We start from the raw sequence: 19,500 nt of genomic DNA, 5'->3' as shown, positions 1-19,500 counted from the left end.
CGGACAATATGGGCATTAAACATGCATTTTTAGGTACTCCCCACCAGCTATTGAGCCTAGTCTCGAAGATCGATCGTTCACAACGATTATGTTCAGGAATGCGAATACGCATGCGCGCGGTTCTGGCCCTGCGCCGTAGCGGGGGTCGGTGCGGGTAGCAGGCGCCATTGGCCGGTTCCGATCCGGATCAGAGCGTCGATCGCGATCACCCCCAGCGCCATGCTCAGCAGCGCCGCCGCCATCCGGACTCCAGTGGGCAGATCGGTGTTGGTGATCGCGAAGTGCGGCATCGCCGGCACCCAGGAGGCCATGTAGGTCGCGAACGGCACGAAAATCAGCAACAGCTGACGTGCCCCGGTGAACAACCAGGAGAGCCGGACGATCACCACCGCGCCGAACAGCGAGCCCAGGCTGTTGATTACCAGCCAACTGAGCGGAAAGCCGCCGATCGCAAACGGTTGATCCCCGTAGTACACGTACAGACCGGAGCCGAGCATCGGTAACTCCAGTAGCACGTTGAGTACCCCGAAAACGGCTATGCCGCAACACATCGCCCGGTGGCTGGCACCACGCCTGAACGCCAACGCCATCAGATAGGACAGCCCACCGAAGAAGACGACGTAGGCCAGCACCACCCACACCGGCACGCCTCTGCCGAATGCGGCATAGCCGAGCACTCCGTCGAGGGGAAAGAAGCAATGGCCGAGCACGTCGACCGTCGCCTCATTGAAGGAACAGATGTAACCGCCGACCAACGTCAGCAGGAAGGCCGGCGACCCCGAGCGTCGCCAATCGACGAGTGCGACAACGACAAAGGCCGCCACCACCACGGCGAGGATCGCGGTGATGATCGCCTGCGCGATTGTGGGGGTGGTCATCTCCCATGGGGGTTGGGCAATCGCAACGATTGAGGTTGTCATCGCCAGAACTCCTGTTCTTCTATGCGCCGACGGCGCTACGGTCGACGTCGGCTTTCGATAAACGCTCAGTTGTGTTGGGCGCTGCCGTAATCGGGGGGAGCAGGCGTAACTGCCCGGTGCCGAAGCGGATCGTCGTGTCGATCCCGATCAGGCCGAGCGACATGCTCACGACCGCGGCGATCATCCGGAGGCCATGGGCCGCATCCGTGCCGAGGACCAAGAACAGCGGCATACCCACCGCCCACGACGACATGAACGTCACAAACGGCACCAGGAGCAGCAGCAGCTGACGCGCGTCGGTGAAAAACCACGAGAGCCGGGTGACTACTACCGCTCCCAACATTGACCCGAATGCGTTGAACACCAATTGACTAAGCGGGAAGCCCCCCACAATGAATGGCTGATCGCCGTAGTAGACATAGAGATGCCGTTTGGTGCGATACCAGCTGGCCAAAGCGGCTATGACGAAGCCCGCTACCGCGAGGCCAAGGACGACCGTGATGATCGTTTGCGGTGCCGCGGGCGTCGTTGTGCCCCAAGGGGGTTGGTCCCACGCCAAGGTGGTCCTGATCATCGCAGTTACGTTCCCGTGGTACCGATAAGTCGTCCCCGAGGAACTCTGTCGGCGAACAGCGTCGACACCCGGTCCGCCGCCTCCTTACCGCTGACCAACCCGCCGTTGAGGCCCGGGATGCGATCCAAGTCGCTGGCGAACTGGACCCGAGAAGTCCGGTCCATCTTCTTGCGGAAGTCGGCAATTCGCTTGAAGCGGCCTTTGTCGATGATCGGGACCGATTCCGGCCAGCGGACCACGGCGTGCTGCTCCAGGTCACCGGGGAGCTTGCCGTAGTAGTACTTGACCCGGTCGAGCGAGTGCTCGATCAAGTAGTCATCGTCGCGATCGTCGGTCCGGTTGAGGTAGGCAGGCGACAGCAGCACGGAGATGAGGCCCTTGCCTTGCGGTGCCCGTCCCGGCGCCTTGTTGTGGTCGGCGATGACAGCGATAGTGTCCGGATCGTCGTACGGGGAGACCATCGAAAAGGTGCCGGGATCATTCGGTCGTCCCGAAAACCCAAGCGACACATTGCCCAATCGGTGGTATCTGGCGGTTCCATAAAGGTTGCGGTGGTTTTCGTCCATCTGCGGATAGATGCCTAGCGCGGGCTGTGCCGTCGTCGCGATGACTGCGGTGTCGAAGGTTTGGGTCTGTTCGCCCGACGACGGTGTCACGTAGCTGACTTCGACGGCCGAACCGTTGTCGGTGACGTTGGTGACGGTGTGCTCGAGCTTGGTGTCCACCAGCGTCGCCAATTTGACGGGCAACCCGGCCACGCCGGAGGTCAGGTTGAACACCGACTTGACCAACATGTTGCGCACCGTCCAGTGCAGCAGGGCCACCGAGGTGTCGTGATCCTCGTGTACCCAGGTGCCGCTGACCAGGGGTGCGCCGATGTAGCGGGCCAGCTCCTCGTTGAGCGCCCGACGGCAATAGTCGGCAACGGTTTCGTTGTCGATCTCGGCGAGACCGTCATAGGTGTCGTAGCCGAGGCTGTTACGGTATTTGAAGACATCGGCGAACAGTCGAATGGCCTTGATCTTGGCCGGCCAGGAAATCACTTGGGTGGCCAGGCTGGCCCGAATCGGCTTTGCCAGGTCCAGGTAATGCTGCTTGCCCTGGCGAGGCATTCCGAAAATGACTGGGGTTTCGATGAACTCGTTGCTCAGCCCGACCTCGTGGATCATCGCGACCGCTTCGCGGTAGGTCCCGAGATAGACTGCGGTACCCAGGTCCATCACGAAGTCGTCCTTGCGTACGGTCCAGATCCGTCCGCCCACCCGGTCGCGGGTCTCCAACACCGTGACGTGGAAACCGGCCTTGGACAGCTCGTAGGCCGCGGCCATCCCGGCGATTCCGCCTCCGATTACCGCCGCGGTGCTGTGCTGTGTCATTGATGCCTCTCTGGTAGGAGCTCGGGGCGATCCGGTGCCGATTGACGTGAGATCGGCAGCTTCGGATCGGCGCAATTGAAAGCGGTGGTGGGGCCACAAACTCCGCCGTTACGCCAGGTTCGTTCGATATGCGGCTTGGGCATTGGCCCGGAGTGCAACGCGTAGAACCAGTACGGCATGTTGAAGGCGATGAAGATCGCCAACTGTGCCGCGCCGGCGATCGCACAGAACCTCGCGAAGGTCTTGAATCCCTCGCGCTTGAACTGCAGTTTGTCGATGCCGCGTTCGGGCCAGGACCGGCCCCGGTCGTCGCGGAAGAAGTGCAGGCAACTCAGGATGATGAACGTCCCGGGCCAGCTCAGCGGCTCATAGAGCGGGAACTGGTGATCGGTGCCGGCGAATAGCGTCAGCCAGGGAATGGTCGACGAGTAGCTGATCAGCCCCGTCCTGGTCATGATCAGCTCGACGATAAAGTCGCCGACGATCATGACCAGATAGGTCTGGGCGATGAGTCGAAATACACTGCGCGACGGGTCTCTTCTGCGCTGATAGGTCATGTAGCGGGAGCCGGCGTAGCCGGACATCGCGCACATCCACAGGTAGGCGGTGAAGTACACCATGGGCACCGGAATCAACTGCCCGTTGCCCGAGCTCCACCCCGGTATGTGCGACAGCCAGCTCCCGAAGTTGACGAACGTTGTCGCGTACTGGAATTGGTAAACGGTCCAATCGATCCAGGGCTCCTGGAAGAACATCAACCACCCGGCCAGGAAGAACAGGCCGTCAAAGCTGAAGCGACCGGTGCGTATCTTCGGTCCGATCACGAAGCGCCACAGGATCCAGCCGGTGATGAAGATTCCGAAGACCACTTCTACGCATCGAACCAGAACGACGTACCAGGCGGGCTCTTGACCACGGCCGAGCGTGTTGGGCGTGAAATCGCCGCTGACAACCCACATGGTCCAGCAGTAGGCGATCAGTGCAAGCCACAGGACGCCGTGCACGATCCAGACCTTCGCCCAAGTCCGCTGAGCTGCGACGGGATCCGGGCCTGCTGCGTCCACCCCCACTGGCCCCGTCGCCGTTAACGGTCGTTCATCGAGCATGTGATGACGGTAACAGATCTATCTGTCGATGAACAGATATCTATCTGCTTACCGACAGAATCGTCGTACACTCATGTGGTGCCCAGTGCGATCAAGCGCCGACCGAAGACCAATCAGGAGCGTGTCGAAGAGTCGACGCTTGCCCTGATCGCGTCCGCGATCCAGCTGTTCGCCCGTCAGGGCTACGAACGCACCACCGCCGTCGAGATCGGCATCAACGCGGGCTTCAGTCGCAACATGGTCCGGGATCGGTACGGCTCCAAAGAGGCACTGCTGCAGTCGGTTTTCGAAAACTTCGCCGAACTGCTGCTGCCCGCGATCCGCCGTGAGCGTGGTGGCACCGGCCTGGACCGGGTGATCGGTCAGCTCGACGATCTGCTCGACGCTGTCGAGCGAGAACCCGAAACGATGCGGGCGATGATCGTGCTAACCTTCGAGACACCCGCCGCGTTGCAGGGCTTTGCCGGCTGGTTCGACGGTCTCATCGGCGCGTACGAGGCGGAACTCGCCGGCCACCTCGCCGCGGGCCAGGCGGACGGCTCGGTCAGGGGCGGCCTCGACCCCGCGCGTGAGGCCGAGATCTTCGTGTCCTACGCGATCGGCCTGTGCTTTAGGTCGGCCCTGCGCCGCGATGGCTACGACTTCGTCGGCGAGATCAAGGAGTGGCGAGCCCGGCTCGTTGAGCACTACACCGCCTAGCAGAGCGCGAATAGTGCTGTTTTACTTGGCTCTTCGGTTGCGTGCGTAACTGAAGTTCAGTGCGGTCATCTTTGCCGGCGCCAATCGTAGGAATACGGCGCCGTCCGGGCCGCCATCGCGCAGGTAGCTGCGGTAGTCATCCGGTGAGTCCGACCACGAATCCTCGTCGGGGCCCAGGTACCGGTACAGGAGTCGGCGGCCGCGCTCGACGTCGTAATCCTGAATGTGCGCCGGACCCTGGACGACGACCTGTTTGACGATGCCGTTGTCGAAGTCGCCGACATCGACGCAGAAAGCGACGTTGGGGTCCTTCTGCACACGCTGATACAGCTTCGCCCACGGGCCGCTGATTATCCAGAACGCGTTGTCTTCCCACTGGTACCACAGTGGTCTGATGGTTGGGCCGTTGGTGGCCAGCTGTCCGGTGAGCGGCCCCGACAAAAAGTCATCAACTTCGTCGGGCGACATGGTGAGGTCCTCCACGGGCACTCCTTGCGGCGACACGAGCGTGCGAGTAAAACTACCATCTGGTGTGAACGAACGTTCCGGCTTTAACAAGTGGAAGTGGGATCTCAGAGAGGAGCTGGTGTCTCGTGACTCGGGTAACGGCAACGGTTCTGGCGGCGGTGCGATCGGCGATCGGTGCGAGTGGATGGCTGATGCCGATAACCGCTTCCAGGATGTTCGGAATGAACGTCTCCAAGGACGCCAGCGCGGCGCTGTTCCTCAGGCTCGGCGGCACGCGCGACTTTGCGCTTGCCGCGGCGCCATTGGTGACCGAACGCCGGTCGCGGACTCAGATGTTGAAGGTTGCCGCCGCGTGCGATCTCGGCGACATTGTGGCTGTCGGCGTCGCACACCGGTGCGGCAAGATCTCTAAGCTGAGCGCGGCCCTCTTCACGCTGACGTCGATGGGGTGTCTGGCCTTGAGTGTCAAGGCGATTGCCGAAGGCTAAGACGTGTACGGAATGGGTATCGCTGTCGCGGACTGTTGCAAGGCGCCGAAAGAATCCAGGTCGTCGATCATGGCCGTCATTCGCTCCAGGTTGGCTAGCGATACCTCATCGGGTTGCATGGCTGGCTGCAGCCGGCCGGCGCCGATCGTATAGAGCCAGAAGACCAGACCGTGGAAGGCTTGCTGGCGGTACGCCAACCACGCTTCGTCGAACGAGAGCGCGGGTCCGCCCGCTGCGTGCAGGCGGTCGACGTACAACTCGATGAGTTCCCGTTCCCAGACGCGCCGATCGTCCACGGTGAGCGCCGAATTGAGGGCATAGGCGACGTCGAGGCCCCATATTCCCCGACTGATCAGCTGCCAGTCGTAGAGGCCCATGCCACCATCAGGCGTCAGATACCAGTTGCGCGAATGCACATCGGAATGCAGCAGCGTGTTGGGGGCCGAGTTATGCATCGCCAGCGACGCCATTGTCGCCGGGAAGACATCGGCACGGCGACGGCGGAACCCGGCGGGAAAGACGTCGGCCGCGCGGTCGAACCCGATCAGGGTGCGACGCGGAAAGTCGATCGTCTCGTTGACATCGATCTGCCACCGCTCGGCGCCCTTGACGACGGCCAGATCGCCGCCGAAGCGCGGACTCTCCCACAGCGTTCCGTGGACGGTAGCCAACGTGGTGACGATCGCTTCGGCGCGAGTCCGGTCGATGTAGTGCTTGGTCGGGTCTCCGAAAGTCGCGCCCTTGCTGCTCGCCACGTCCTCCATCAGGAACATCGAACGTCCGGACCTGTTGTCCACCGCCATGTAATAGCCACGGGGCGCTTCGATATCGAGGGTTGGCCGGATGCGGTCGTAGAACAGCGCCTCGCATGTCAAGGCCGCCGAGGGAACTGTCACGGCGCGGGAGGTGAATTTGGGGGTCGACTTGGTAAAAACCGATGTCGGTAGCCCGGCATGGCGGCCGACATCGTTGTAATCGATAGCCAGTATTCGCCTGGTGGTCGACCCGTCACTGCCCGAGGCGGTGGACACCGAAGTCACCCAAGCTCCCGGGTGTCCGCGGCACAACGCGGCTGTCAGCCACTCCGGTGTCAGTGCGTCCACCGTCGGCGGAATTTCGGCCAGGGCAGTGGGTTTGGGGCGACGCAATCGCTCGTTGACTACATGCGCGCCGATTCGCCCCAGCTGACCGGCGACCCTGAGTTTTTGGCTTAGGGACTCGGGCATGACGTTCTTCTTTCGCCTGACGAGACGTGTTATTGATACAAGTTATATCAAAATTATGTTTCGGTGCGTAGGGGTTGGTGGCGGTTATGGGTGACGTGGCGGTGACCGTGTCTCAGGCCGAACGGACCGGAGGTCGCTTCTGGCGGACACTCTTCTGCGCCGACACGCTGGGTGAAGCATCGTTGCCCAGCCATTCCAATCCCTGCAAGGCCATCCCGGTGAGGATGTCGGCGAGTCCGGCAGTCCGCAGCGACTTTTCCGGCCACATCGGGGTTGAGTCGATCAGGCCGTGCGTCGCGTGCACGGCCGCGTTGAGCACGTCGCGCGACTGATTCGGGTAGCAGGCCTGCAGGCAATCCACCCAGCGGTCGATGTAGCGCTTGATCCGCGCGCTCAACCTCGATCGGTATGCCTTGGGAATCGAATTGCGTTCTCTGGTCCATACACTCATCAGTTCGCGTTCCTCGAGGGCTCGCTGCACGTGCCCCCGCACCAAGTGCTCCAGTTCCTCGCGCGGATCGTCGAACTGGCCGCCCGTCGACATCAGGACCCGGTCGATCGCCTCGTCGAGAAGTGTTATCAGGATCTCGTCTTTGCCGCTGAAGTAGCGATAGATCGCCGGACCGGACACACCCGCCTTCTCGCCGATCAGATCCACACCGACACCGTCAAAGCCGCGTTCGTGGAACAGGTGCATCGCAGTGCGCAGGATCTGTTCTGAACGGTCGTTACGCTTGGCCATTTTCTAACGGTAGCGCAGTAGGGCGGTGACCAGCGTCACCTGGACCGATCCGGGGGATTACGTTGGTTCAGCTGCGGTGGCCGTTTCTCGGCGAATGCCCGGGTTGCTTCGGCGAAGTCGGGCTGCTCCTGCAACCAACCCTGTGTGTGAGCTTCGTGGTTGAGTTGATCGGCGAAACCGGACTCGAGAGCACGATGATGGGCCTGCTTGATCGTCGCGACGCTTACCGATAATTCCGCGAAACGCCGGGCCATGGTGACGGCATCCGCGAGCGCCCGGCCGTCTTCGGCCAATCGGTTCACCAGGCCCCAGCTATGCGCCTCGGGGGCGGAGAGGCGCTCCGCCAGCAGCGCTAATTCGTTGGCGCGGCCGAGGCCGACGACCCGGGGAAGCAACCAGGTCAGGCCCGCGTCGGGCATGAGCCCGATCTTGGCGAACGACAACTCAAATCGTGCCGACGTCGCGGCGACACGCAGGTCGCACGCCAGTGCCAATGACACTCCCGCCCCGGCCGCGACACCGTTGACGGCGGCGATGATCGGGATCTGCAATGACCGCATCGTCATCACCAGCGGATTCCATGAATCCAGAAGTACTTGGCGGGCATTGCCCACATCGCCGGAAATGTCTGCGCCCGCACAGAATCCGCGGCCGGCGCCGGTGAGCACGACGGCCCGGATCCGGCTGTCGGCCTCCAGCTCGAGAAAAGCCGACCTCAATGTGTCACCGGCCTCCGGGGTGACCGCATTGAGTCGCGCGGGCCGGTTGATCGTGATGACGCCCACGGTGTCGTCACGCTCGACGAGCACATCGGCTGTGGGCTGCTTGCGGTCCGCCGTCGGAATCGAGGATGCCATCGCTTCTACTTTCCTAACAACTGTCGGATATAGTCCGTGCCAATGCACTTGTTGTAGGTCGCCGCAGCAAACCTCCCCTTCGCACTCCCGCCGCGCCAGGCAGACCCAGGCTTGGCGGACATGGTCAACACGTCGGTCGTGAGACCCGAGCGGATCAGCCGATCGAGGCGTAACGGTCGGACCCGGCCGTTGCGGTACACGCCGAGATAAGGGGCCGTATCAACGATGCTCAGCCCCAGCTCTTTCGCCAGCTGCGCGGCGATCGGGTACCGCGCTGCGAACGCAGTGGCGCCGGTATCGACGCGATATCCGTATTGCCGGATGGTTTCCACGCGTCCACCCGCACGGGGCTCCGCTTCGAAGACTTCTGCCGTCCGACCTGCTTGTTGCAGACGGTAGGCGGCAATAAGGCCGGCGATTCCAGCACCGGCGACGGCCGCTCGCCGCGGTTTCACAATCGATGGTCGGGGCACCTGGTGGTTTCTACGACTCTCGTAACGAAGGTTATTTTGAGACACTAGAGTTTATAAATGTCTAGTGTCAACCACCGTTTACCGAAATTTGCGGGCGGTGGTGAAAGTCATGCTCTGCACGGTAGCGTGTCAACGCAGGGGAGTGACAACGATCGTTCACGTGCGGTGACCCGCGTCGAGTGGGGTCCCGACGGGCCGGAGAGGATGCGACATGCTGTCGCCTCAGGCAAATCTGCAGCTCCTGCAGCGCACTTCGTGGAGCGGGTATGTCTATATCGCCTTCCTCATGGTCGGCATCTTGCCGCTCGCCCGGTTCTTCCCCTCCCAACCGCCGAGCTGGGACGCCAATCAGATCACCCACGTCTATCACTCCAACGTCGCCGGGATTCGAGGCAGTCTCATCTACGCCTCACTGGCGGACGAGGACCCCGATCCGATCATTCCGCGCTGGGTCGGCTGGTTCAACGTGTTCTTTGTGCTCGACCTGATTCCGCTGAGCATCATCTTCTTCTTCCAGACCGGGCCGTTCGCCTGGAACGGGTTGTTCGGCTTCTATCTTCCGTTTGCAACGTTCTGGGTCTGGTTCTTCGTGATGACATACACGGTCCGCCGCGCGTTGCATCGGCTCGATGACGTTCCCGCGTCGTCGGTTGCCTACGTCCGGGCCGCTTGAGAATGCCGCGCGCCGCGATTGTCGGAGCAGGCCTGTCCGGACTGACGGCGGCCCATCGCCTGCAGGGGGCCGGCTGGCAGGTAGACGTCTTCGAGGCCACCGACGTACCCGGCGGTCGCGTGCAGACGGTACGCCGAGACGGCTATGCGATCGACACCGGTGCCTCCGCCCTCGGTTCGACCTATCACAGCTACCTGTCGCTGGCGCGCGAACTCGGCATCGAAATGCGTCCTACCGCACCGCATATCGGCATTCGTCGGGCCAGCACGACCCATCTGCTCGACATGGACAAAATGGTGCGTTCGGGCCTGACGACACCGCTGCTGTCGCTGGGCGCGAAACTGCGGGTGCCGCGGTTGGCGGCGGACGTGGCGCTGGCCAAGGTGCGCGGCCGCCTGGATTACGCCGATATGCGTAAGGCGGCACCACTGGACACCGAAAGTGCCCGCGCCTACGCGCGGCGCGCGCTCTGCGCCGAACTCGACAGCTACCTGTGTGAGCCGATCGTGCGCACTATGCTGATTGCCGACACCGACAAGGTGTCCAAGGTGGAATTGCTCTCCGGAATCGGCAACATCTTCACCGCCAAGATTCTCGCCGCCGCCGGCGGACAGGGCCGATTGCCCGAGGCGCTGGCCGCGCAGCTGACGGTTCACCTGAAAACGCCGGTCACTGAGGTTCAGCGCGTCGAAAACGCTGTCCGCATTACGCATTCGGGTGTCACATCGGACTACGATGCCTGCGTCGTTACCTGCCCACTGCCCGAGGCGACGGCAATCTGCGTCGACGAGCGCGACCTCCTTGGGCCGCTGAACGACAGTCTGGGCTACACCCAATGCATCAGCGTCGCCGTCGGCACGGTCCGGCCGCCGGACTGCCCTGCATTTCTGGTGATGTTCCCCTCGGTGGAGGATCCCGATATCGCCCTGATGTTTCTCGATCACAACAAGGCCCCGGATCGGGCACCCGCTGGACACGGCTTGCTGAGTTGCTTGTGGGAGACCGGCGCGTCGGAGCGGATGATCGATGCGCCGGACGAGCAATTGATCAATCACACCTTGGCGAGCGTATTCGCGGTCTTCCCCGAACTGCGCGACGCCGTCGAGTTCACCCATGTGACCCGGTGGCGGCGGGCACTGCCGTTCACTCGCATCGGCGCGTATCAGGACATCGGCCGCCTCAACGCGGCCCTTGATCCGGCGTCGCCGGTGCAGTATGCGGCTGACTTCATGTCGGCGGCCGGGCAGAACACCGCGGTCGAGTTCGGCAATCGGGCCGCACACAATCTGGTTGGTGCACAGGCGACTTGAGGCTTGTACTCTGCTCTGCTCAAACGACGTGCCGGACCGCGGCCGGATCACTCCGGCCCAAACAACGTGCCCTCCCACATAATCGCCAGGGTCTCCAGTAGGTCCTGCTCATCGTTCAGATCGTCGTCGGCGTCGGTCCCGGCCAGATAGAACAGTTGCTCACTCGACCAGAGCAAAGCCGCACTGCGCTGACGCGCCGTCCTGCCGCGAGCTGCCCCGTGGTCGGCGCCACCCTCCAATTGCCCCGCGATCGCATCGGTGAATTTCTCGACGAGCGCGAGCCACTTGACCCGCAACTCGGGTACGGAGTGCCAATTCTCGTGTGTGGCATGGAAAACCGGCCGGTGTAGCTTCCATAGCTTTGCCGACTCCTGCAGGACTGCGGCGATCGCCTGACGCCGACTGTCGTCGGGGAGTCGCTGGAACAACGGATCGAGCAGGTCGAACAGCTCGAGCATGACGCGACCCAACACTTCGGCGACGACTTCGCCTTTCGACGAGAAGTAGGCGTAAAACGTAGCCCGCGAAACCTGCGCCTCGTTGAGGATCTGGTCGATGGTGATCTTGTGAAACGGCGTCTCCGCCAACACCCGCTCGGCGGCTTCGACGATAACGGTCATGTAGTCCGGCCGAGTGCGGCCACTGAGGCGCTCGGCCCTTCGCTTGTCCCGCACGCCGCGGAGGGTCGACGGCTCTGACATGGGCATTCCTCGCTGCTGCGACGGCCGGAGGTGGCCAGGCTCTGCCCGACTGTAATACGCGCTGCGCCATAGCCACCCTAGACGTACTGTTTTCTCTACTATACAGTCCGTTCATGTAGGCATACAGTGCGTTTAATCATCAAAGGTTTAGGGGAGATGCCGTGGTCTCGCTGGCAAGCAAAGACAACTCGGATCTAGACGTGATCGTGGTCGGCGCCGGCCACAACGGATTGACGTGTGCGGCGTACCTCGCCCGCGCAGGTAAAAAGGTATTGGTTTTGGAGGCCCGCGACGTGGTCGGCGGTCTCGCATGGACCATGGAAATGCCGAATGCGCCCGGCTACAAGGTCAATCCGTGCTCGGTCGAGTTCCTGTTGACCGGTGTTGAGCCATCCATCGATCACGAACTGGAGCTTGAGAAGTACGGACTGCGCTGGGTGTATCCCGACACCCTGCTGACCTGGTTGGGCCCCGACGGGCAGGTGATGCCGATTTGGAAAGATCGCAGGCGCCTGGTCGAAGAGATCAAGCGCTATTCACACAAGGACGCTCGCCGCTACGAGCAGTTGTGTGACGACATCACCGCGACTCTCAAGGTCGCCCTGCCATATCTGCAGGGTCATCCCGTGCGGGTCCGGCCGGCGGCGTTGGGCGAGATGCTGGTCCGAGCGGCCAAGGGACCAAAGTCGATTGCACGCGGCGCCCGGGCGATGCTGGCCTCCATCGAACAGGTCTGCGAAGAGTATTTCGACCGTGACGAGATCAAGGTGCCGGTTGCCACCTACTCACTGGCCAGTTTCGCCCCGACGTGGGAAGCCGGCACGGGGCTGCACCTGTCCCTGATCGCCGGATTGCACGAGTGGGGGGTGCGCCATCCGGTCGGTGGCACTGGCGCATACACCCAGGCTTTGGCCCGTTGCGTGGAAGCGCACGGCGGTACGATCCTCACTGCCGCCAAAGCCAAAGAGATCCTCACCGAAGGTGGCCATGCACGAGGCGTCACGCTCGAGGACGGGCGGACATTCACCGCGCGCCAGGTGGTTGCCGCTACCGACCCGATCACCCTGATGACCAAACTGCTCGACCCCGACGTGGTGCCAGAACAAACTCGGGACGAAATCCGCGGACTTCAGAATCTGCACTCCAACATCTACACATTCAAGGTCGACTGCGCGCTGGACCGGCGACTCACCTTTCCCCGCTACCAACAGGGCCGCAGCCCAGAAGCGTTGTCGGCCATCACGATTTGCCCCAATATGGACTACCTTAACCGCTCGGCCCATGCCGCAATCAACGGCGAGTTCACCCACGAGATCCCGATTCAGCACATCACCAGTTCGATCTACGACCGCACTTTGGTGCCCGAGGGTAGCGACGGTGACACGCTTTACTTCTATGCGTTCAACACACCGCGGAAACTGTCGGGTGGGCGCACGTGGGAGGACGAGAAGGAGCAGTACGTCAAGCTGATGATGGACAACTTCGCCCAGTATGCACCGGAATTGGGCGACGCGATCCTCGACGTTCACATCACCACGCCCGATGACTTCGAGTCGCAGTATCACGTGGCGCGCGGTAATTACGAACACGTCGACTGTTCCCTGGCGCAGATGGGGCCGTGGCGGCCGGCGCCGTCGATGTCGGCGTGGAAGACGCCCATCGACGGGCTGTGGCACACCGGGGCAGGTGCTTTCCCGATGGCATTCCTCAGCGGATGGCCGGGGCGCGGTAGCGCTCGGGAGATTCTGCGGAATAGCGGCAATAAGCGGATCACTCGGCGATTGGGCGGGCGTTCAAGGTCTGCGTCGTGACGTACGCCGTGCAACGCGCTATGGCGTGGTGCGGATTGGCGGTCATCGTGTTGACCTTCGCCGGCTTCACCGTCGCTCGCCTGCTTCCGGTGCCGCCCGGCGCCAATCTGAACGCCGAGCAGATCGCCGAGTTCTACCGCGCTCATCCGACCACGACACGACTCGGATTGTTGCTCGCCGCAATTGGGTTGGGATTCTTGGGGCCACTCGTCGCTTTGATCACCACACAGATGCTGCGGATCAAAGCGGCCCCGCCCGCGCTTGCAACGCTGCAGCAGATCGGCGGTATCTGCGTGGTGATCGTCACCGTCTTGCCGCTCATCGTCATGAACGTCGCCGCGTTTCGCCCCGACCGAGATCCCGTGGCGATCCAGGCGATCAACGATTTGGCGTGGCTGCTGCTGGTCACACCGATCGGGCTATTTTTACTCCAGGAGATCCCGATTGCCGTGGCAATCCTGTTGGACCGCACTACGCACCCGGTATTTCCTCGCTGGGTCGGTTACGCGAACATATGGATTCCGCTCACGTTCCTGCCTGCCTTCCTTCCATACTTCGCGAAAACAGGACCGGTGGCGTGGCAGGGATTGCTCGTCTTCTACCTAGGCCTTGGCACGTTCGGCATCTGGGTCGTCATCATGATGTGGGCATTGCTGAGGGCGTTGCGGCAGCAGGAGAAAGAAGCAGACGCGCCAGCACCCAATGTGATTGGTGCACGGGCAGTCTGAAGCGGATCAGCTGTGCGTGGGGAAGGCTTCCCGGGTAATTGCTGGGCAGCGTGGCAGCTCGGTCGCCACGGGTCTTGCTGCCACGGGGTTGAGTACGGAGCGGACGCAGATACGCGTGCCGCGGTGCGGCACCAGGATGACATGCCTTACCCTTTGTCGTTCACCGTGAGCCGCAGTGGTTTCGAGCGGCACACGACGGAGAATCTCGCACAGGGCGACTCTCATCTCCGGCACGAAACGTCGCACCGAGACAGCGGCGATTGCCGCCGCCGACTGGCAGCCAGGTGGTCGGACTAAGCGTGGCGCCAAGCGTCCGGCCCGGGGTCGAACCGTTCGGGATCGGGATGATGCCTGGGCGATCATGATCGAAGCATGCGAGTGATGCCAGCTGCGGTTATAAGGACTTGAGGACGGTGCGCGCGGTGGTTCTGCCCGCCCAGCCGTGCACGCCGCCCATCGGATGCGCGCCGGCGCCCGTATGCCAGAGGCCCAGGATGGGGGTGCGGTAGCCCGCCAGCGACGCGGTCGGGCGATTGGGTCCCATCTGATTCAGCGACATGTCAACGACGACGTAGCTGCCCTCATGTGTCATGTCGCGCAGTTCTGCCGGGCTTTTGACCCAGCTGCCCATGACGGCGCTGGCGAATCCCGGCGCCACCTCGTCGACCTTCTGTATCGCCTGGTGCGCGAAGGGCCCGCGGTGTTGCGCCCATTGGCTGCCGTCGGCGAAGGTTTGCGGAACCGCAGTGCAGAACAGGTACATGGTGTCGCCCTCGCTGCCCGGCGGCACCTGCGAACGGTCGAAGGCCGACGGCATGAGGGCCCACATCGGCGTCTCGGCCGGAATGTGACCATGCATCGCGGCGTCGAGTGCGCGGTCGACGTAGTGCTTGGTGTCTCCGATCAGCATGTAGCTGCCCCAGAGTTCAGGCCTGTCGCACAATAACTTCGGCCGTCGAGATATCGCTACGTCGATCTTGGTGTTGTTGATGCCCCAGCCGTTGATGCGGATATTGCGAACCTCGTCGAGCACCGCGTCCGACACGTGCGCCGAGTCGACCAGCTTGCTCATCAGCGTGACGGGGTCGACCGCCGCGACGACCTGCCGAGCGTGCAGCACCTCGCCATCGGCCAAACGCACTCCAGCTGCCTGCCCACCCCGGACCAGGATCTCTTCGACGGCCGCGTCGGTCCGGGTCTCGCCACCGTGGTGGCGCAGGCATGCGGCCAGTGCGCCGGTGAATTCGGCCATGCCGCCGATCGGGCGTTTGATACCCCACCCGATGTGCATCATGATCACGCCCAGCACCGCGCCCGATCCCGGCTCCCGCAATGGCGCTTCCGAACCCGAGGCGTAGATCGCCAGCAGCGACTTCACCTCTTCGGATTCGAACATCGACTCGATGAGCTGATGCGGGGAAGCCATCAGCATGCGGGCTACCGGCGCGAGATTGCGGCGCTTGCGCACCGCACGCCAACCCAGTTCCGCGACCGTCTTGACCCGCGGCCGGGTGGGATGGTCCATCAGGTACGGCGCCGCCACATACCAGAAGTCACACCACATCTCGCAGAGTTGCGCGAACTTCGTGGCGTCACGTTTCGAATACCGCCGGATCTCGTCGACGGTGCGATCGAGGGAACGCCACAGCCCGATCGACTGGCCTTCCGGTCCCACGTAGGCGCCCCACGGCTCGGGGCTGGCCTGACGCAATCCGAACGATTCCAGGCGAAGCTCGTTGACGATGGAAGGCTCAAGATTGGTGAACAGCAGATCCACCGCGCACGGATTCATCACGAATCCCGGTGCTTCGGAAACGGTTTCGCGCGAGTAGGTCATGCCGCCGAGCCACGGTTTTCGCTCCAGCACCACGACGCGTTTGCCGGCGCGGGCAAGATAGGTCGCGCAGGTCAGACCGTGGTGGCCGCCCCCGACGACGATGGCGTCGTACATCTCAAGCAGCGTTCGCGCCGGCGCGCTGCTGAGCCAGCTGCGCCTGATTGCGCGCAATAGCTTCGGCCGACAACGGAATCGGTAGGAACCGGCGAGTGCGTGCCATCAGCTCCTGATACTCCGGCCGCACACCCATGTAGTTGTCCTGGAACGCCGAACCCAGCACCGAGGTCAGCATGATCGTGTTGATCAGCGGACCCGCAACCGTCCACCAGCAGGACGGGTTGCCGGCGACGGCGACCAACCACATGCCCCACCAGACCGTGGTGGTCCCGAAGTAATTCGGGTGGCGGCTGTGCTTCCAGACCCCGGTGTTGAGGTAACGCGGTCGCTCATCGAGTGCCAGGAAGGCCTGCAGTTGTGCGTCTGCCACCGTCTCGAAGTACAGGCCGACCATGAAGAGCACCAGGCCGGCGAACGCCAGCAGGCCGATGCCGCCGTTGGGGGTTCGGTTCTTCAAAATGCCGACCACGGCGGGCATTCCGATCAGCACGATGATGACAGCCTGGGGCTCCATCACCCGGAAGAAGCTCTTCCACCAGTAGCCGGGCGACATCTCCGTGACGAAGTTCAGATAGCGCGGGTCGCCTCCATACACGGGCACATAGCGCCGCCAGCGCGCCGCCAGATACCACCCCAGCCGGCCGCCGTGCAGCATCACCATGAATAACAGCAGCGCCGCGGCGACCGACTGGGCGCCAACGATCAGATACGCGAGCAACGCCGGAACCGCGAACGCGAAGCCGTACCAGCCGTCCATCATCGAATGGTTGCCCTGTAGCAAGCCCACCACCCATAGCGCGGTCACCACCGCGAAGGTGAAGGTCGCGCAAAATAGAAAGACGCTGAGGTCGCTGGACGGGTTAACGCCCAGGCCGCTGACGAAGTCACCCACGTTCCCCACCGTAACAAATAGTGAGAACGATCGGTAACTACTAATTGATACAGATCGACAGTAACAGCTATAAACCGTCGTCCATTGGACAGTTCACGATCGTTCATCTCCCGGTCTCGGGCCCTACGCCTCAGTGGGTAACGGCTGTCCGTTCTTGCGTAGGTGGGGATTGCCGCGAGCGCGCGTCGGACGACCTCCGGCCGTGTCTTGTCGATGATCTTCGGGGCGTCCTCGCGTGACCATTCGGTCGGAAGAAGATTGGTCGGGTAGCCATCCGGTCGTGAATGTGCTGATCGACCTTCTCGGTTCATCGATGTGTTCATCGTCAACAGATAAAAGATCATTGCGTCCGGGTTCCTCGCTTCTCCGGCGCGCTGTCCCAACTTCCGCGGCATATCAGTCCGTGACCCCAGGGCGGGCTCGGCTACAGAAGGCCCCCGAGTTGCGCGGCCTCCAGGTCTAGAGCCATGTCCGCATACCGGCGGGTCTGGTCTGCGATAACGCGGTCGACACGCTCCGAAGGCGCGACCCGGCTGGACAGGCCGCAGAAGAGGTAGACGGCGTAGAGGGCACCCTCGCGGTATGCGCGGAAGCAATCGTTGAAGTCATAGCCGGAAACCCCAGTCGCAGTGAGGCGGTCGTGGAATTCGGCGAGTAGCTCACGCTCGGCACGGCGGCGTGTTTCCGTGGATAGCGAGGAGCCAAGGAAATACGCCGGGTCCATACCCGGCGGTCCGAGCCGCACGGTCTGGAAATCGAGAAGGGTGGCCCGCGGGCCGGGGTCGAGACTGAACAGGACGTTGTCAGTGCGCAGGTCGCCGTGCTGAACGACCGACGGGCCGTCCCACGATCTGATCCACTTGCCCGCCTGCGGAATCACGGTCTCGAACAGCGCGACCTGGGGAGGTTCGAGTGAATGCCCGAAGCGGGCAAGCCACGGCTCGAGCCCGGCGGGCATCGAGTCGAAAACCTCCACCGTCCGTTGATGATCCGCGAGCCACGGCATTGCCGCGGTGGTCGGCGAGTTCCACGAGGCACCCTGCAGGTGGGCGAGCTCGGTCAACACGGCGCCGCAGTCGTCCTCGGTGCTCTCCGTCAGGACGTCGCCCGGTCGCGTCCGCCCACTGAGGTCGGCGAGAACCAGGGTGAACGCGCCCGTCGCCTCGTCCAGCTCGGCGAAATGGCAAGTGGGAGTGCTTACGTCGGCCAGGTGGGGGAGCAGGTCACGGTAGAAGCGGACCTCGAGTTCGTACATCCGCATCGCCTGGGCCAGGGCACGGGTGCCCGCATCCGACGTCGGAAACTTCACGATCACCGATTCGGGCGAACCGTTCGCGCCATCCCAGGTCAACGCCGCACGCACCATTCGGCACATCGCGCCGCCGCCCACCTGGTCGATCCGGACGTCGGTCACTTCTGAGCCGGCGGACCCGAGCGCTCGCGTGAACCACTCGGGGGTGAGCTCGTCCGAACTAGACACCACCATCGTGCGCAACCTCGTCTCCTGTTACGGACGTCCGGCGTTGAACGCCTGGCGCTGGTGGGCACGAATGACGTCGATGTCGAACCAGTCCTGGTTCTCGCCCCAGCCCGGCTCGCCGTCGACGTCCCAGCTGGCAAGGCACCACTGCATATGCCAGATGCTGTGCCACTTCAGGCAGTTCTGCACCTTTGACTCCGCGTGGAGCTCGCGGCCGAGATCATCCACCAAATGGAGGGCGACCCGGCGAGGCCGGCCGTCCACCTCGCGATCCAGGACTTCCCGCGTACCGCCAACGACATGTGCCATGACCCCGTCCTTGGTCATGTGGCCGTAACTCACCTGGTCGATGGACCGGGCCGTCACGGGCGCCTTAGGGTCGGGCCGTGCCGACGTCACCGCGAACGAGGACCGCTCCGACGCCCAAGCGAAGTCGAACCCGCCACCGGGAAGGTTATGTGCCGGGCCGGGCCGCAGCCCTCGCGAGTGATCGCGGAAGTGGTGGCAGTCGACCGGGATCGTCTCGCCGTAAAGGGCGATCGTGCCCGTCACGGTGCCGAGTTGTTCGTAGTGGACGCCGCCGTAAATGTCGAAACCGTGCTCACCGGAGTAGTGCAGGTTCGGCGGCTGGTAGGCACCGGTCCAGAGCAGGTCGAACGAACAGGTGTCGCTGGTGTAGCCAAGGCGGTACTGCTTGAGTGGCTCAATGATCTTGCAGCGCATGCCATTACCTAACTCAAAATCAAACATATCCGTGTCGGACGCCATTGGGTTGAAGTGGAACCATTCCGAGTAGAGGCAGTTGTGCGTCTCCGTGCCCTTGTCGTCCCACAGTGCGACGCCTGCGGATGTCAGGTTCATGTTAGGTCGGTGCCAGACATAGAAATAGCCGTCGATCTTGCGCTCGGGAATCATGAACCCGAAGAGGCCGGACTCGTTCCAGAACGGGTCGGAGGGCCGCTCGTGGTAGCGAAACGAGTCGTCTTCCGGTGTGATTTCGCGTTCGGTGTCGATTGTCATCG

General features: G+C 62.9%; 20 protein-coding genes and 1 pseudogene. 6 read left to right on the top strand and 15 right to left on the bottom strand.

Annotated elements, in window-relative coordinates; genetic code table 11:
- Positions 1 to 92: 92 nt before the first annotated feature.
- The 4 genes from OK015_RS19570 to OK015_RS19555 are packed head-to-tail and all read right to left on the bottom strand — an operon-like array spanning position 93 to position 3,976.
- On the bottom strand, positions 93 to 920 hold the full coding sequence (locus OK015_RS19570) for a hypothetical protein (RefSeq protein WP_268125604.1): 828 nt from the start codon (positions 918 to 920) through the stop codon (positions 93 to 95).
- A 19-nt stretch (positions 921 to 939) separates the two neighbouring features.
- Positions 940 to 1,494 carry a hypothetical protein gene (locus tag OK015_RS19565; protein WP_268125602.1) on the bottom strand — a complete coding sequence of 185 codons (555 nt, stop codon included), beginning with the start codon at positions 1,492 to 1,494 and terminating at the stop codon, positions 940 to 942.
- Positions 1,495 to 1,499: 5 nt separating this feature from the next.
- Positions 1,500 to 2,870, bottom strand: a complete 1,371-nt coding sequence (locus tag OK015_RS19560) for a protoporphyrinogen/coproporphyrinogen oxidase (protein ID WP_268125600.1) — start codon at positions 2,868 to 2,870, stop codon at positions 1,500 to 1,502.
- Positions 2,867 to 3,976, bottom strand: a complete 1,110-nt coding sequence (locus tag OK015_RS19555) for a spirocyclase AveC family protein (protein WP_268125598.1) — start codon at positions 3,974 to 3,976, stop codon at positions 2,867 to 2,869. The genes OK015_RS19560 and OK015_RS19555 overlap by 4 nt, the downstream gene beginning before the upstream one ends.
- Before the next feature lie 78 nt (positions 3,977 to 4,054).
- On the opposite strand from OK015_RS19555, the gene OK015_RS19550 reads away from it, so the two are divergent.
- Complete coding sequence (locus OK015_RS19550) at positions 4,055 to 4,675, top strand: TetR/AcrR family transcriptional regulator (RefSeq protein ID WP_268125596.1); 621 nt, start codon at positions 4,055 to 4,057, stop codon at positions 4,673 to 4,675.
- Between the two features lie 21 nt (positions 4,676 to 4,696).
- Here OK015_RS19550 and OK015_RS19545 read toward each other — a convergent pair whose 3' ends face one another.
- The gene (locus tag OK015_RS19545) at positions 4,697 to 5,158 is read right to left on the bottom strand and encodes a pyridoxamine 5'-phosphate oxidase family protein (RefSeq protein WP_268125594.1); all 462 of its coding nucleotides are present in this window, start codon (positions 5,156 to 5,158) and stop codon (positions 4,697 to 4,699) included.
- Positions 5,159 to 5,364: 206 nt separating this feature from the next.
- On the opposite strand from OK015_RS19545, the gene OK015_RS19540 reads away from it, so the two are divergent.
- Positions 5,365 to 5,631: a hypothetical protein gene (locus OK015_RS19540; RefSeq protein ID WP_268125593.1), complete on the top strand. Its 267-nt coding sequence runs from the start codon at positions 5,365 to 5,367 to the stop codon at positions 5,629 to 5,631.
- Here the strand turns inward: OK015_RS19540 and OK015_RS19535 are convergent.
- From OK015_RS19535 to OK015_RS19520, 4 genes are all read right to left on the bottom strand, one after another.
- A complete protein-coding gene (locus tag OK015_RS19535) occupies positions 5,628 to 6,857 on the bottom strand; it encodes a phosphotransferase (RefSeq protein ID WP_268125591.1) in 1,230 nt (409 codons plus the stop codon). The two genes, OK015_RS19540 and OK015_RS19535, sit on opposite strands and share 4 nt — an antisense overlap.
- A 112-nt stretch (positions 6,858 to 6,969) precedes the next feature.
- Complete coding sequence (locus OK015_RS19530; RefSeq protein WP_268125588.1) at positions 6,970 to 7,599, bottom strand: TetR/AcrR family transcriptional regulator; 630 nt, start codon at positions 7,597 to 7,599, stop codon at positions 6,970 to 6,972.
- Positions 7,600 to 7,634: 35 nt separating this feature from the next.
- Entirely contained in the window at positions 7,635 to 8,456 is an 822-nt protein-coding gene (locus OK015_RS19525) for an enoyl-CoA hydratase/isomerase family protein (protein WP_268125586.1), read from the bottom strand.
- Between the two features lie 5 nt (positions 8,457 to 8,461).
- Positions 8,462 to 8,929 (bottom strand): FAD-dependent oxidoreductase, encoded by a 468-nt coding sequence (locus OK015_RS19520; RefSeq protein ID WP_268125584.1) that lies wholly within the window; start codon positions 8,927 to 8,929, stop codon positions 8,462 to 8,464.
- A gap of 211 nt (positions 8,930 to 9,140) precedes the next feature.
- Between OK015_RS19520 and OK015_RS19515 the strand changes: the two genes are divergently transcribed.
- Both OK015_RS19515 and OK015_RS19510 read left to right on the top strand, forming a co-directional pair.
- Entirely contained in the window at positions 9,141 to 9,602 is a 462-nt protein-coding gene (locus OK015_RS19515) for a hypothetical protein (RefSeq protein ID WP_268125582.1), read from the top strand.
- A 2-nt stretch (positions 9,603 to 9,604) separates the two neighbouring features.
- Positions 9,605 to 10,912, top strand: a complete 1,308-nt coding sequence (locus OK015_RS19510) for a protoporphyrinogen/coproporphyrinogen oxidase (RefSeq protein WP_268132909.1) — start codon at positions 9,605 to 9,607, stop codon at positions 10,910 to 10,912.
- A gap of 47 nt (positions 10,913 to 10,959) precedes the next feature.
- On the opposite strand, the gene OK015_RS19505 is transcribed toward OK015_RS19510, so the two are convergent.
- Positions 10,960 to 11,613: a TetR/AcrR family transcriptional regulator gene (locus tag OK015_RS19505; RefSeq protein ID WP_268125580.1), complete on the bottom strand. Its 654-nt coding sequence runs from the start codon at positions 11,611 to 11,613 to the stop codon at positions 10,960 to 10,962.
- Positions 11,614 to 11,774: 161 nt separating this feature from the next.
- On the opposite strand from OK015_RS19505, the gene OK015_RS19500 reads away from it, so the two are divergent.
- Positions 11,775 to 13,424, top strand: a complete 1,650-nt coding sequence (locus OK015_RS19500; protein WP_268125578.1) for a phytoene desaturase family protein — start codon at positions 11,775 to 11,777, stop codon at positions 13,422 to 13,424.
- Positions 13,421 to 14,152, top strand: a complete 732-nt coding sequence (locus OK015_RS19495) for a hypothetical protein (protein WP_268125576.1) — start codon at positions 13,421 to 13,423, stop codon at positions 14,150 to 14,152. Before OK015_RS19500 ends, OK015_RS19495 begins: the two co-directional genes overlap by 4 nt.
- 6 nt (positions 14,153 to 14,158) lie before the next feature.
- Here OK015_RS19495 and OK015_RS19490 read toward each other — a convergent pair.
- From OK015_RS19490 to OK015_RS19470, 5 genes and pseudogenes are all read right to left on the bottom strand, one after another.
- Positions 14,159 to 14,499, bottom strand: a pseudogene (locus OK015_RS19490) (cytochrome P450); the annotation flags it as partial.
- A 47-nt stretch (positions 14,500 to 14,546) separates the two neighbouring features.
- Positions 14,547 to 16,103 carry a phytoene desaturase family protein gene (locus OK015_RS19485; RefSeq protein ID WP_268125574.1) on the bottom strand — a complete coding sequence of 519 codons (1,557 nt, stop codon included), beginning with the start codon at positions 16,101 to 16,103 and terminating at the stop codon, positions 14,547 to 14,549.
- A gap of 1 nt (position 16,104) precedes the next feature.
- Positions 16,105 to 16,998: a DUF1295 domain-containing protein gene (locus tag OK015_RS19480; protein WP_268125572.1), complete on the bottom strand. Its 894-nt coding sequence runs from the start codon at positions 16,996 to 16,998 to the stop codon at positions 16,105 to 16,107.
- 424 nt (positions 16,999 to 17,422) lie between these two features.
- Complete coding sequence (locus OK015_RS19475) at positions 17,423 to 18,484, bottom strand: phosphotransferase (protein ID WP_268125570.1); 1,062 nt, start codon at positions 18,482 to 18,484, stop codon at positions 17,423 to 17,425.
- A 21-nt stretch (positions 18,485 to 18,505) separates the two neighbouring features.
- Positions 18,506 to 19,498 carry a DUF7065 domain-containing protein gene (locus OK015_RS19470; RefSeq protein ID WP_268125568.1) on the bottom strand — a complete coding sequence of 331 codons (993 nt, stop codon included), beginning with the start codon at positions 19,496 to 19,498 and terminating at the stop codon, positions 18,506 to 18,508.
- Between the last annotated feature and the right edge of the window lie 2 nt (positions 19,499 to 19,500).

The organism is Mycobacterium sp. Aquia_216, assembly GCF_026723865.1.
Taxonomy (GTDB): domain Bacteria; phylum Actinomycetota; class Actinomycetes; order Mycobacteriales; family Mycobacteriaceae; genus Mycobacterium.
Note: the sequence above shows the minus strand (reverse complement) of the source record. Positions and strands in the feature narration are given on the sequence as shown.